Genomic DNA, 13,921 nt, shown 5'->3' on the forward strand with positions numbered 1-13,921 from the left:
GCGTTATGGGTCGTCGTGTCGTCGCCTTTGACGTCGGTGTACTTGGTGCCCGAGATCGAGAACTTCACGAAGTTGGCGAAGTCCTCGCCGGTGGTGGTGTTGCCGCTGGTGGCCGCGACGATATAGCCGTCCTTGCCCAGGGTCTCGACATCGCCGCTCGGCAGCACTTCCTGCACGACATAGGTCTGGCCGCCGCTGAGCGGACCGAGATTGTCGAAGTGATAGCTGCCGTCGGCCGCCGTCGTCGTCTGCGCGATCGGGTTGACGAGGTCGTTGCTGGCATAGAGGTTGATGGTGATGTTCGCCAGCGGCATGTCGTCGGCGTTATGGGTCGTCGTGTCGTCGCCTTTGACGTCGGTGTACTTGGTGCCCGAGATCGAGAACTTCACGAAGTTGGCGAAGTCCTCGCCGGTGGTGGTGTTGCCGCTGGTGGCCGCGACGATATAGCCGTCCTTGCCCAGGGTCTCGACATCGCCGCTCGGCAGCACTTCCTGCACGACATAGGTCTGGCCGCCGCTGAGCGGACCGAGATTGTCGAAGTGATAGCTGCCGTCGGCCGCCGTCGTCGTCTGCGCGATCGGGTTGACGAGATCGTTGCTGGCATAGAGGTTGATGGTGATGTTCGCCAGCGGCGTGTCATCGGCGTTATGGGTCGTCGTGTCGTCGCCTTTGACGTCGGTGTACTTGGTGCCCGAGATGCTGAAGTTCACGAAGTTGGCGAAGTCGTTGCCGGTGCTGTTGGTGCCGATGGTCGAACTGATGATATAGCCGTTATTGCCCAGGGTCTGCGTGTCGCCGCTTGGTAGCACTTCCTTGACGATGTAATTCTGATTATTCGGCAACACCCCTAGATTATTGAAGGAGTAGGAACCATCGACCGCTGTCACGGTGGACGCAATCACCGTGTTGGGAGCACCGCTGGCATAGAGGTTGATGGTGATGTTCGCCAGCGGCGTGTCATCGGCGTTATGGGTCGTCGTGTCGTCGCCCTTGACGTCGGTGTATTTCGTGCCCGAAATGGAGAAGGTCGCCGGCTGGGTCAGCGCACTCCATTCCTCAAAGGTGCCGGAGTCAGACCAGCCCCCACCCTGGAATCCCATGGCGGTATAGAAATACAGGAAGTTCCCGTTCGCAGGATTGAAATTGGCAGTCGGCACCAGAACAATCACGTCGCCGCCGCCGCCGCTGCCGCTGTCATACTCGGCGTCCATCAGGACTGAGTTGGCCCCCCCAGCATTCATATTATAAGCTAAAGTGGTGTTCCCAGAAGTGAAATGGAAGTTGGGGTCCGTTCCCACGGTGCTAGGGCCGGCCGCGAAGCTGCCCGCACCAAGATTGCCATCGGCCGACTGGTAGATCTTGAGCTGATCAAGCGAGAGGAATGGATTCGCCCCGGTCTGATGCATATCGAGACGGAATGCGTAATACGCTCCGTTCGGGTCTACAGTGCCATCGGCGTCGACTTTGACCAGCGAGTTCAGAGCAATGACCATATTGTGCTGGCTAGAAGTCTTTTCATCCAACACGCCATCGGCGCTGTTGTAGCCCTGTTCCGCGCCGGCATTGCCGGCGCTCTGAATCTGCGAAAACACCGACCAATTGCCGGTGCCGGAAGAACCGCTTACCAGATTGGAGAAAATCGTCGTGTCACGGCTTGAAAACACAGCTCCAGCGGCGTTCACAATCGTGTTGTCGGCGGTTATGTCGATGTGGGTGTCGGCATAGGCAAAGGTGGTCGGCGGCGGCGTCGGCGGCGGCGGCGGCTTTGGCGCATCGGTGAAGGTCACCGTTGCCGAGGCGTCGGACGTCGTATCTGATGCGGTGAGCATAAATGCCTGGTTCGCCGCGTCGCCGTTGACGTACCACGACGTCTGGATCGAGCCGTTGACAACGCCATCCAGATCGCCGGCGCCACCGTCGGTTACGGTCCAGGGCGTGCCGGTGCCGGTAAGATCGTAGGCGAGCACATCGTCCGCGGTGCCGAGGACGCCGTCGGCGCCTGCGCTAAGATGGGCGACCTCGAAGGTGAACGTAGCGCCATCCGAAACATTGCTGGTTGTGATCCCCACCGTCTCGCCGGGCGCGTAATCCGCATCCGCCTGGTCAAGCGAGATTGCAATAGGCGCGACGGGGTCGGTGCTTCCGGTCGTCGTGGGATCTGATGTCGCAAGCGGATCACCTGTCAGATTGTCCGTAATATCGGCCATGACTTTTCCCCTTGAATTTGACTGCGGTTGCGTTCCGTATCTGCTGTTTGCATTTTTCCCGCTCCAGGCGGGGCTTACTGTCTGAAGGCTCGGGTGATCTGGTCTTGCAATGGCTTCACCAGGTAGGAAATCACCGAGCGGTCCTCGGTCTTGATGAAGGATTCCACCGGCATGCCGGGCACCAGCTTGACCTCGCCGAGGCGCGCGACCTGCGCGGCGGTCGTCCTGATGCGCACGGTGTAATAGCTTAGGCCGGTGCGTTGATCGGTGGCGATGTCGGGCGAGGTCCGCTCGACCACGCCATCGATCTGCGGCGTCGTGCGGGTGTTGAACGCCGAAAAGCGCAGCGAGGCGGACTGGCCGACCCACAGCTTGTCGATGTCGCTCGGCGCGATCCTGGCTTCCACGGCCAGGCTGTCATTGTCCGGCACGACCTGCATGATCGTCTGGCCGGGGGTGATCACGCCGCCGATCGTGTAGGCGAGCGACTGCTGCACGACGCCGTCCTGCGGCGCGCGAATGTCGACCCGCTTCAACTGATCCTCGGCGGCGACCTTGCGCTCCAGGAGCTCGCCCATCTTGCCGTCGATGTCGCGCAAGTCGCTGTTCACCTCGGTGCTGTGGTCGAGGTCTATCTGAATGATCTGCAGCCTGATCTCCGCGATCTTGCCTTGCGCCTGCGCCTGCGCGGCAATGAGCTGGCCGCGCTCACCATCGAGGCGCGTGGCCTCGCGCTCGGTCGAGGTCAGGCGATCGATCGAAATGAGCTTCTTGGCCCAGAGCGTGCGCACGGAAGCGAGCTCCTTTTGCACCAGTTGGATCTCCTTGCTCTTGGCATCGGCCTGCGCGACGTCGCCGGAGATCTCCTTCTCGAGTTGGGCAATGCGCTCCCCAAGCTGGCTCTTCTGGCCGGCGCGGGAGGTGCGCCGGGTCTCGAAGTGCTGCTTTTCGCCGGACACGGCCTCGGCGACGTCAGGATCAGCGACGCGGTCCAAGAGCTCGCGCGGAAAGACGATGGAGTCGCTGCCCAGGCGCTCCGCATCGAGCCGGGCTTTGCGCGCCGTGAGCTGGTCCAGGGCCTTGCTCACCACCGCAAGATTGGCGGCCGGCACGGTACGGTCGAGACGCAGCAGAAGGTCGCCGGCCTTCACCTTGTCGCCATCGCGGGCGTCGATCTCGGCAATGACGCCGCCGGTGGCGTGCTGCACGTTCTTGACGTGGGAATCGACGACGAGCGTGCCGGGCGCGATGACCGCGCCAGCGATCTCGGTGACCGATGCCCAACCGCCGACGCCACCGGCAAGCAGAAGCACGGCCCCGAGCCCCAGCCGTGTATAGAAGCGGATCGACGCGTGGGAGCTTCCCGGCGCGGCCATGTCAGTTCCCTCCCCCCGTTCGGGTGACGGCAGCCACGGGAGCTGTTTCCGCGGTCGTCCGCGGCGGCGGGTTGCTTGACGGAACCGGCCGCAGCATCGGGAACATCTTGGCGAAAACCTCGTCCTTCGGTCCGAATTCGTGCACGCGCCCCTGGTTCATCGCCAGGATGAAATCGACGGCGGCCAGCACGTTCGGGCGATGGGCGACGATGACGACAACGCCGCCGCGCTCGCGAACGCCGAGCATCGCGCGGATCAACGCCTGCTCGCCGTCCATGTCGAGATTGGAATTCGGCTCGTCGAGCACCACGAGGAACGGATCGCGATAGAGCGCGCGGGCTAACGCAATGCGCTGGCGCTGCCCGGCCGAAAGCGCCTCGCCATGCTCGCCGATCTCGGTCTCATAACCCTGGCGGAAGCTGACGATCAGCTCATGCGCGCCGGCGGCCTTGGCCGCTGTGATGATCGCATCGGCGTCGGCGTCCGGTTCGAAGCGGGATATGTTTTCGGCGACGGTGCCGGCAAACAGTTCCACGTCCTGCGGCAGGTAGCCGATATGGCGGCCGCGCTCTTGCGAGGACCACTGGTCCAGGTCGGCGCCGTCAAGCTTGACGCGGCCGCTTACCGGCTGCCAGGCCCCGACGAGAGCCCTGACCAGGGTGGATTTTCCCGAGCCGCTCGGGCCGATGATGCCGAGCCCATGGCCCGCCTCCATGGCGAAGCTGGCGTCCTGGACCAGCAGCCGCTGCACTCCCGGAGCCGCGATCGTCGCATTCTGCACTGTCACGCTGGCGTTCGGCGGCGGCAGCAGCATTGGTTCGGTCTCGGCAGGCATGGCCGCCAGCACTTTGGTCAACCGTTGCCAGCCCTGGCGCGCGCTTGCGAAACCTTTCCAGTTGGCGATCGCGAGATCGACCGGCGCCAGCGCGCGGCCGCTGAGGATGGAAGCGGCAATGATGACGCCGGCCGTGGCTTCCTGTTCGATCACAAGCCAGGCGCCGATGCCGAGCATCGACGACTGCAGCAGCATGCGCAGCACTTTCGACACCGCGCCGAAGCTGCCGGCAACATCACTGACCTTGCGCTGGTCGGCAATGAATTCGAGATTGGCATCTTGCCAGCGCGACGCCAGCCCGCCGGCCATGCCCATAGCGGCAACCACTTCAGCATTGCGCGTGCCGGCAGCGATCAGCCCGCCGCGCCGGTTCCCGCTCAAGGTGGCGGCCGACACCGGTTGTCGCGTCAGCCGCTCGGCAAGGAGGGTCAGCACGACCAGCACGGCCGCCCCGAGCAGCGCCGTCACGCCAAGCACCCAGTGGAACATGAAGATGATGACCAGGTAGATCGGCATCCATGGCAGGTCGAAAAGCGCCGTCGGGCCTATGCCGGACAGGAAGCCACGCACGCTGTCGAGATCGCGCATCGGCTGCAGGCTGTCGCCCTCGCGCCTGGCCTTCAGCGGCAGTCTCAGCATCGAGGTATAGACGCGATGGCCGAGCGCCTCGTCGAGCGCCCCGCCGATCCGCACCAGAACACGGGCGCGCACGAAATCGAGAAAGCCCTGCCCGCAATAGAGAATGATGAGCAATATCGAAATGCCGACGAGCGTCGGCACGCTGCGGCTCGGCAGCACGCGGTCATAGACCTCGAGCATGTAGAGCGAGCCCGCCAGCATCAGCACGTTGAGCATGCCGCTGAACAGCCCGACCGCTAGGAAGGCGGAGCGGCAGCTGGCAAGTGCGGCGGCGAGCTCGGAGCGAGCCGAGCCGACCGAGCGCCGTCCCGCCGTTTTCCCTGATGGCTTGCTACGGGCGACGATGCGCTGGCGCGCGGCGTCAGCGACGTTTTTCGCCAAGTCCCGCACCATGTCGCCACGGGCGCGGAACATGACCAGGCCACCGAAACCGGCAATCGCGGCCGCTAGGAGCATCGAGCCCGTCGATGCATGCCGGCCGAAGCCGAAGAGGAAAAAAATGGCAACGCACGCGACGAGGGTCAGGCCGACAAACCTCACCTTCGCCTGCGCCGAACCAAAGGTTGTGCCCATCAACCTGAGCGACGCGTTACCGAACCCCACAGCCACGACACGCCTTTCACATCCTGGGCGCGTCAGTTGCCGCCGTTGGCAGGATGGCCGCGCAAGGCAGCCCAAACACCCATGCCAAGGGGCGCTGAGATCAGCGCCTACTCCGTAAAGGCAGGATCTGCATATCGTCGAGCAAGCCGCACCAACTGTTCTGGCCGGCGAGTGGCGGCTCTCGACGGCTTACTGCGCAAAGATGACGGCGACGGCGGCGAAAATGCCGCAACGCGATTCCTACCCCGGTAGCGCCGTAACTCGTTGTTGCCAGTCAGGAGGCTTTTCGCGCTACTCTTACATTAGCAGATTATTAACTCTACCGGAGCGCGTCAACGGGCAACTCGGTGAAGCGTTTGCGATATGCCTCAAATCTATGCACGAAATGCTGCTGCTCAGTATAAAGAATACTTCGCGTTATTCTTAGGTCCATCTCAACCGAAGACCTATGCGCCGACTTATCGGACTTCGGTTGTCGGACCTCTGTCGCCGTGGCATGCGCCTGAAGGGGTGCGATCGGGAGAGCCCCTCAGACCACCTTCTTCTTGCCCCGCCTGCCGCCATGCGCTTCCACCGCCTTCTCGACGGCGCGCTTCAGTTCGTCCTTGATCTCGACCGTCTCGGCCATCAGCGCCTCGATCTTGAGGAAATCGAGCACGCGGTATTTCGAGACTTTCGGGCGTATCAGGATATGGGGCTGAGACTGCTGCAGCTTGTTGGCGATGATCGACTGCATCATCAGTTGCGAGGCGCCATACATCAGGTCGACCGTGGTCGGGTGCTTGCGCTCGGCGTCGCTCGGCGCTCCGACCACGTCGATCGCGATGATGATGTTGGCATCCTTTTCGAGAAGATCGAAGGGGACGGGGTTGTAGATGCCGCCGTCGATCAGCAGGCAGCCATTGCGCACCACCGGACGGAACACTGCGGGGATGGCTGCCGAAGCGGCGAGCGCCGAATGCAATTCACCCTCGGCGAGCACCGCCAGCTTGTGACCGAAATAATCGGTCGCCGTCACCTTGAGCGGAATCTTCAGCGCGTCGAACGTCTGCGGGATCGCCTCGGGCAGAAAGGCCTTCAGGATGCGCTCGATGTTGAACTGGCCGACGCGGATGCCGCCCTGCATGGCTTCCGCGATCGTGCCCGGCCGCGAGCGCCACATGCGCGCCGCCACTTCGGCCCGGCTGCCGAGGATCGATCGGGCATAGCCGTGGATCTCGGCGCCCGTCATGCCCGACGCCATGCCGGCTCCCATGATGGAGCCGATCGACGAGCCGGCGATCGCCACCGGCTTGATGCCAAGCTCGTCGAGAGCCTCGATGACATGGATATGCGCGAGACCGCGCGCGCCGCCGCCGCCGAAAGCCACCCCGAAGGTCGGGCTCATCCCTTGCCGCTCCCCGCCACCTGCACCAGTGGCGGGCCGATGACCATCACGGCGGGGTCGGCCGACAGAAGCTTCTTCGCCGCCGCCTTGACGTCGGCCAGCGTCACCGCGTCGATGAGCGCGGCTCGGCGCTTCATATAGTCGATGCCGAGATTGTCGACCTGCAGCTCCACCAGCGTCGCGGCGATGGAGGTGGAAGAATCCAGATTGTTGATGGCGTAAGCGCCGATCATGTATTTCTTGATCGCCGCAAGCTCTTCTTCGGTCGGGCCGTTCTCAGCCATGTCCTTCACCACCTGGCGCACGATCGAAAGCGTTTCGGCGGCGCGGTCGGAGCGCGTCGCCGTCGTCACCAGCAGCGCGTGGGAGTGCTCATTGTCGACGAGATCGGAACTGACGCCGTAGGCGAGACCGCGCTTCTCGCGCACTTCGGCGAAGAGCCGCGAGGTGAAGGTCGAACCGCCCAGGATCTCGTTCATCAGGACCGTGGCAAAGAAATCGGGATCGCTGCGTTTCACGCCCGGCCAGGCGAGCTGCAGCGAGGTCTGCGGCAAGTCGTAGTTCACCTCGAGCTGCTGCCCGAGCTTTGGCGTGACATCCGCCACCGGAGCCAGCGTCTGCTTTTCGGGCAGATCGCCGAAGACGTCGTCCAGCTTCTTGCTCAGCGTCGCGGCGTCGATGTCGCCGACCACCGCCACATGCAGGCCGCCGCGGGCGAAATTGGCCTTGTGGAACGCCCTGATGTCATCCGCGGTAATGGTCGTCAGGCTGTCCTTCGTCCCCTGGTCGGAACGCGAATAAGGATGCCCGCCGTAAATGGCGCGCAGCCAGCGCTGCTGCGCCACCGTGTTCGGATCGCGCTCATTAGCGAGAATGCCGGAGAGCACCTGGGCGCGGATACGGTCGATCGGCGCCTGGTCGAAACGCGGCCGGTTGACGGCCAGTCTGAGCAGGTCGAAAGCCCCGCTCTGCTCCTCCGACAGCATGCGCATCGAGCCATAGGTGCCGTCGCGCGTGGCCTGGAAGCTCATCTCGGCGCCGGCATCGTCGAGCTTCTGCTGGAAGGCGTCGCTGTCGAGGTCGCCTGCGCCTTCGTCGAACAGGCCGGTCATAAGATTGACCAGGCCCTCCTTGCCGGCCGGATCCTGCGCGCTGCCGCCATCGAAGACGAAGCGGACGGAAATCAGCGGGATCGAATGATCTTCCACCAGCCAGGCGGTGATGCCCTTCTGCGACTTCACCTCCTGGATGTTCATCTCTGCGCGGGCCGCGAGCGCCGGCAGCAGCAGAAAAAACAGGGCAAAGCAGAGCGTGACAAAGGCGCGATAGATCCGCCCACCTTCTTCCGTTGCGGGAGAAGGAGCATCGGCGCGTAGCGACGAGACGGTTGAGGTGTGGGGGACGGAGCGCCGTCCTTGCCAAGCCGGAACACCCCTCAAAGGGAAGTTGCTGGCATGTTCCATGCTCATCATCAATTCCCCGCCTGTTGCTGCGGCAAGAGATAGCCGGTGGTCGAATGATCGAGCACCAGGTAGCGGACTGCCACCGCCCTGACCTCATCGGCGGTGACCTTGCGGATGCGGTCCGGCCATTCCTGGACGTCCTTGACGTTGCCGCCGGTGGCAAGCGTGGAGCCATACATGTTGGCCATGTCGTCCTGCTTGTCGCGGGCAAAGATCATGGAGCGCACATAGCGGGTCTTGGCCCGTTCCAGCTCATCGTCGCTCACGCCGTCCTTGACGATGCGGGTGATCTCGGCATCGACCGCCGCCTCGACATCGGCAAGCTTGGCGTCGCCGCGCGGCGCGCCATAGACGGTGAAGTTGGTGGCATCAAGCATCGTGCCCTGGAAATAGGCCGCCGCGTCGGAGGCGATCCCCTGCTTTACGACGAGTTCCTGGTACAGCCGGCTGCGGTTGCCGCCGCCGAGGATCTCGGCCAGCAGGTCGAGCGCCTCCGCCTCACCGGGCTTGGCCGTATGATAGGATGGCACAACCCATTGCGTCGAAAAGCTCGGCACCGAGACACGCGCATCGGTCAGCGTCACGGTGCGTTTGGTGTTCTGCTCCGGCTCGACCGGGCGGATGCGCGGTCGCAGATCCGGACCGCGCGCGACCTTGCCGTAGGTGCGCTCGGCCATCGCCTTGACGGCATCCGGCTCGACGTCGCCCGCCACCACCAGCACCGCATTGTTCGGCCGGTAGTAATTATCGTAGAAGGCTTTCGCGTCCGGACGGTTCAGTTGCTCCATTTCCTGCATCCAGCCGATCACGGGAATGCGGTAGGGCTGGTTTTGCCAGAGCGTCGCATCGACCTCCTCGTCCAGAACCGCCTGCGGGTTGCTGTCGATGCGCGAGCGGCGCTCCTCCAGGATGACGTCGCGCTCGGTCTTGATGACGTCGTCGGTCAAGATCAGGTTGCGCATGCGATCAGCCTCGAAGCCCATCATCTGTTCGAGCGCCGATGGCGGCACCGTCTCATGGAAGGCGGTATAGTCGTAGGAGGTGAAGGCGTTGTTGGAGCCGCCGATCTCGGACACGGCACGGTCGAACTCACCGGCCGCGTGATGGGTCGTGGCCTTGAACATCAGATGCTCGAAGAAATGCGCGATGCCGGATTTGCCAGCGGGCTCGTCGGCGCTGCCGATCTTGTACCAGACCATATGGGTGACGATCGGCGCGCGATGATCCGGGATGACGACCACTTCCATGCCGTTGTCGAGCAGGAAATCCTTGACGTCGCCGTCGTCGGCCGCGCGGGCCGGAGCCGACGCCGCCATCGCCAGCGTGCCGACAAGGAGCGCCGCGCGCAGCGCAATCCGCGTAGGTGTCATCAAGTTCTCCGGTTCCGGTTGCGCGACGATAGGCAAGGTTCGCTGGCGAGGCAAAGTGAATTGTTCGGCATTTTCGAGGCGTGGCTAGAACAAGCTAGCCGACCTCGATGAACCGGATGACCGTTTCGCCGTAATTGCGCTCATCGATCAACGAAAAGCCAGCGCCCGGCCCGAACGGCGCCGATGCCGCCTCCTCGACGACGCAGAGCGCGCCGGGCAGAAGCCAGCCGCCGTCCTTGGCGGAGCGCAGCGCCCGTTCGCCAAGCCCTTTGCCGTAAGGCGGATCGGCGAAGATCAGGCCGAAGGGCGAGATCGTGCCGGCCTCGCCTAGATGCGTGGCGTCGCGGCGAAAGATTTTCGTGCGGCCGGTGAGCCCATAGGCCTCGACATTCTCGCGGATCAGGCCGCGTCCCTCGGTCGATTCCTCGATGAAGACGCAGTAGGAGGCGCCGCGCGACAAAGCCTCCAGCCCGAGCGCGCCCGTGCCGGCGAAGAGATCGAGCACGCGGCCGCCTTCCAGCTTGTCGGCATGGCGATGCGCCAGGACGTTGAACACCGCCTCGCGGGTACGGTCGGTGGTGGGGCGAATGGCATTGCTTTTCGGCGTCGCCAGCGGACGCCCGCGGAACTCACCGCCGACGATCCGCATCGCCGCCCCTCTTCGGACCACGCGGCCTGTTGCCGCCATCGCCTTCGGGGCGCTCGCCGCGGGGCTTGCCGAACGGCTTCGCGCCCGGCTTGCCCTTGCCGCCCGGCCTGTAGGATGCCTTGCGCGCCTTCGCCTCGGCGGCCCTGGCGGCGTCGGCTTCCGCCCTGCCCTTGCCGATCGGCCGGGCGCCCGGCGCCATCCAGACATTGGCCTTGCGCTGGCCCGGCGGCTCGATCGGCCGCTGCTCGCGCTCGGATTTCTTGCCGCGCGGCTTGTCCCCAAACCCGCCACGTGGCTTGTCGCCGAAGCCGCCGCGATCGGACTTCGCGCCGCGCTCGCCAAATGCCCTGTCCGGTTTGGTCGAGAGCTTGCTCAGCGCCTCGTCGCGGCTCCCTTCGCGGCGCTTGCGCGCCTTGATCAGTCCCCCCTCGCCGATCGGCCGGCGATCGCCGTCACGCGTGAATTTCGGCCGGTCGGCTTCTTCCCGACGCGGACCGCCGCCGCGCACCGGCTTGTTGGAGAAAGGCTTTTGGATCTCGGCATCGAAATTGGCGCCGGCTTCCTCGATCAGCCGCTCGCCGAGTTGCTCGCGCAGCACCCGGCCCTTGATCTCCAGCACATGGCCCTCGGGCAGGTCCTCGAGCTGGAACGGTCCGTAAGAAATGCGGATCAGCCGCGTGACATCGAGACCAAGCGCGCCAAGAATGTTCTTCACCTCGCGGTTCTTGCCTTCGCGCAGGCCCAGCGTCAGCCATGCGTTGGTACCCTGCTCGCGGTCGAGCGAGGCCTCGATCGAACCGTAGAAGACGCCGTCGACGGCGATGCCGTCGCGCAGGCCGGCCAGTGCGCTCTCCTCGACCTTGCCGTGGACGCGCGCGCGATAGCGCCGCAGCCAGCCGGTGGCCGGCAGCTCGAGGACGCGCGACAACCCGCCGTCATTGGTGAGCAGCAGCAGGCCCTCGGTGTTGATGTCGAGCCGGCCGATGGTCATCAGCCGCGGCAGGTCGGCCGGCAGCACGTCGAAAACAGTCTTGCGGCCTTCCGGATCGCGGTTGGTGGTGACGACGCCCGCCGGCTTATGGAACAGGAACAGGCGCGTACGCTCGATCGGCGGAATCTCGGTGCCGTCGAGATGGATGACGTCGTTGGCACTGACGTTGAAAGCCGGCGAGTCCAGCACCTTGCCGTTGACCTTGACGCGACCGGCCGCGATCAGTTCCTCGGCGTCGCGGCGTGAGGCGATGCCGGCACGAGCCAGCCGCTTGGCGATGCGCTCGCCGGCCTCCGGCGCGGCTTCCGAAGGACGCGGACGCGGCTTGAAGCCGCCCTCGGGCTTTCCCGCGCCGCGCGGGCGATCGCTGAAGTCACGCTTCGACCGATCGGCAAAGTCGCGTCCGGAGCGATCGCTGAACTCGCGCTTGGGGCGCTCGAAACGGCGCTCGCCATGCTCGCCCTCGGCGGCCATCGGCCGGTCACCGCGCGGTGTGTAAGGCTTGCGGCCTTCGCGCTTCTCGAAGGGTTTGCCGTCGCGCGGCGGACCTTTGCGGAACGGCCGGTCGCCGCGCTCCGCGCCTTCATCCGTGTGGCGCGGCCCCGTTTCACGCGGCTTGTAGCTGCGTTTGAAATCGCGGGCCGGGCGCTCGCCTTGAGCGGCCACCGGCCGGTCACCGCGTGGCGTATAGGGCTTGCGGCCCTCGCGTTTGTCGAAAGGCTTGCCGTCGCGCGGCGGGCCTTTGCGGAACGGCCGGTCGCCACGCTCCGCGCCCTCGCCCGCTTCGCGCCGCCCCGTTTCACGCGGCCCCGTTTCACGCGGCCTGTAGCTGCGCTTGAAGTCGCGGCGTTGGCCGTCGACATCGCGGCGCTCGCCTTCGGCAGCCATCGGCCGCTCACCCTTCGCGAACGGCTGCTTGGCGCCGTAGGCCGGCTTGCCGTCTCGCGGGCCTGCCGGTTTCGAGCCGCCTTTGCGTGGCCCGCGTGGAGATTTCTTGTCGTCGTCCATTACTTTGCTCGTCTTTGCCTGCTACAGCGCCGCGCGCCCTTTCGGACGCCCAACGCAGGCAGTGTCATCTTGATTTTGCGCATCCAGCGGCGCGGCAAAAACCGATTCCGGTTTTCAGGGTCTCGCGCTAGATAACAGGATCACCCTCTGGTGGCGAGGAATAATCGGAATGGAAACTGCTTGAAACGACCGGATTTCATGGCCTTGGCGCTTGAAGAGGCCGAGGCGGCCGCCGGCCGCGGCGAAGTGCCGGTCGGCGCGGTGATCGTCAGCGGCAACACGGTGATCGCGAAAGCCGGCAACCGTACCCGCGAGCTTGCCGATCCGACTGCGCATGCCGAGATGCTGGCGATCCGCGAGGCCTGCCGGAAGATCGCCAGCGAGCGGCTAACCGGCCACGACCTCTATGTGACGCTGGAGCCCTGCGCCATGTGCGCCGGCGCGATCTCCTTCGCCAGGCTGAGGCGGCTCTATTTCGGCGCCGCCGACGAGAAAGGCGGCGCGGTGGTCAACGGCACGCGCTTCTTCGCCTCGCCCATCTGCCACCACGCGCCGGACATCTATGCGGGGATCGGCGAGAGCGCCGCCGCCCTCATCCTCAAGGATTTTTTTCGGGATAGACGGAATGGCGGTGGGTAGTAAGTAGTCGATGGTGAATGGATGGCTACCATTCACTATTCACCATTTACAGCCCCAGCCAGTCGAACCAGCCGCCCTTCTTGCCTTCGGCCTGCGCCTTCAGCCGGCGCTCCTTCTTGTACTCATCCTCGCCGAGTTCGTTCTGCGGCGCGGTGTCGGCGGCCTGGCGATAGGCCAGCGGCGGCTCGCTCAGATATTTGCGCACGTTCGGGTTGCCCTGCTTCTGTTCGGCAAGCCTGCGCTGGATCTCGGCGACACGCTTGGGACTGGAATCTTCCGGGGTCCAGCGCGGCGGGTGGCTGGACCCAGACTCCGCCATCGCCTTCTTCACCGCTTCCGGATCGGTTTGCACATCCTCGACAGCTTCAGGCTGGTAATTCGGATCGTTCTGATGCGCGGTGGCGTCGGCGCGGATGCGGGCGCGGCGCGCCTCCGGCGATTCGGGCCACTCGGTGCTCGCCGTCTCGATGCTTTCCTGCGGCGGCGGCAGGTTTACCTTTTGCCCCGGAGCAGGCTTCACCAGGTCAGGACGTGGCTTGTAGTCGATCGGAGTGCGACGCTTCGGCGTGATCGAGGCAGCGCCCGAAACGTCGTCGAACAGTTGCGCGGCTGCCGTCTTGTCGGTTCCGTAGGTGGGCGAACTCACGCAGCCCGACAGGGCGATGGCCGATACCACAAGCGGCGCCACCAGCGCGGCGCGCGCGAACGTTCTGTCGGTCATGCCAAAAAGTCCCACTCTAACTGCCTTTCGGTC

The 13,921-nt window shown here is 64.8% G+C and carries 10 protein-coding genes; 1 reads left to right on the forward strand and 9 read right to left on the reverse strand.

Annotated elements, in window-relative coordinates; all coding sequences use genetic code 11:
• The 8 genes from DPM35_RS27230 to DPM35_RS27265 form a co-directional block, all read right to left on the reverse strand.
• Window positions 1-2,207: Cna B-type domain-containing protein (locus DPM35_RS27230; protein WP_146767996.1), on the reverse strand; the 2,207-nt coding region annotated here is incomplete at its 3' end.
• 74 nt (window positions 2,208-2,281) lie between these two features.
• On the reverse strand, window positions 2,282-3,583 hold the full coding sequence (locus DPM35_RS27235) for an HlyD family type I secretion periplasmic adaptor subunit (protein ID WP_112130280.1): 1,302 nt from the start codon (window positions 3,581-3,583) through the stop codon (window positions 2,282-2,284).
• 1 nt (window position 3,584) lies between these two features.
• Window positions 3,585-5,513, reverse strand: a complete 1,929-nt coding sequence (locus DPM35_RS27240) for a type I secretion system permease/ATPase (RefSeq protein WP_245431668.1) — start codon at window positions 5,511-5,513, stop codon at window positions 3,585-3,587.
• 676 nt (window positions 5,514-6,189) lie between these two features.
• Window positions 6,190-7,047 (reverse strand): patatin-like phospholipase family protein, encoded by an 858-nt coding sequence (locus tag DPM35_RS27245; RefSeq protein ID WP_112130281.1) that lies wholly within the window; start codon window positions 7,045-7,047, stop codon window positions 6,190-6,192.
• A complete protein-coding gene (locus DPM35_RS27250; RefSeq protein WP_425373422.1) occupies window positions 7,044-8,303 on the reverse strand; it encodes a M16 family metallopeptidase in 1,260 nt (419 codons plus the stop codon). The genes DPM35_RS27245 and DPM35_RS27250 overlap by 4 nt, the downstream gene beginning before the upstream one ends.
• A gap of 215 nt (window positions 8,304-8,518) precedes the next feature.
• Window positions 8,519-9,880: a M16 family metallopeptidase gene (locus DPM35_RS27255; RefSeq protein WP_112130590.1), complete on the reverse strand. Its 1,362-nt coding sequence runs from the start codon at window positions 9,878-9,880 to the stop codon at window positions 8,519-8,521.
• A gap of 94 nt (window positions 9,881-9,974) precedes the next feature.
• Entirely contained in the window at window positions 9,975-10,529 is a 555-nt protein-coding gene (gene rsmD / locus DPM35_RS27260) for a 16S rRNA (guanine(966)-N(2))-methyltransferase RsmD (protein ID WP_112130282.1), read from the reverse strand.
• Complete coding sequence (locus tag DPM35_RS27265; RefSeq protein WP_112130283.1) at window positions 10,510-12,528, reverse strand: pseudouridine synthase; 2,019 nt, start codon at window positions 12,526-12,528, stop codon at window positions 10,510-10,512. The genes rsmD and DPM35_RS27265 overlap by 20 nt, the downstream gene beginning before the upstream one ends.
• A 180-nt stretch (window positions 12,529-12,708) precedes the next feature.
• Between DPM35_RS27265 and DPM35_RS27270 the strand changes: the two genes are divergently transcribed.
• Window positions 12,709-13,167 carry a nucleoside deaminase gene (locus DPM35_RS27270; protein ID WP_112130284.1) on the forward strand — a complete coding sequence of 153 codons (459 nt, stop codon included), beginning with the start codon at window positions 12,709-12,711 and terminating at the stop codon, window positions 13,165-13,167.
• Between the two features lie 46 nt (window positions 13,168-13,213).
• Here the strand turns inward: DPM35_RS27270 and DPM35_RS27275 are convergent, their stop codons facing one another.
• Complete coding sequence (locus DPM35_RS27275) at window positions 13,214-13,888, reverse strand: hypothetical protein (protein WP_112130285.1); 675 nt, start codon at window positions 13,886-13,888, stop codon at window positions 13,214-13,216.
• Window positions 13,889-13,921: the final 33 nt, after the last annotated feature.

The sequence above is a fragment of the Mesorhizobium atlanticum genome (genome assembly GCF_003289965.1).
Taxonomy (GTDB): Bacteria; Pseudomonadota; Alphaproteobacteria; order Rhizobiales; family Rhizobiaceae; genus Mesorhizobium; species Mesorhizobium atlanticum.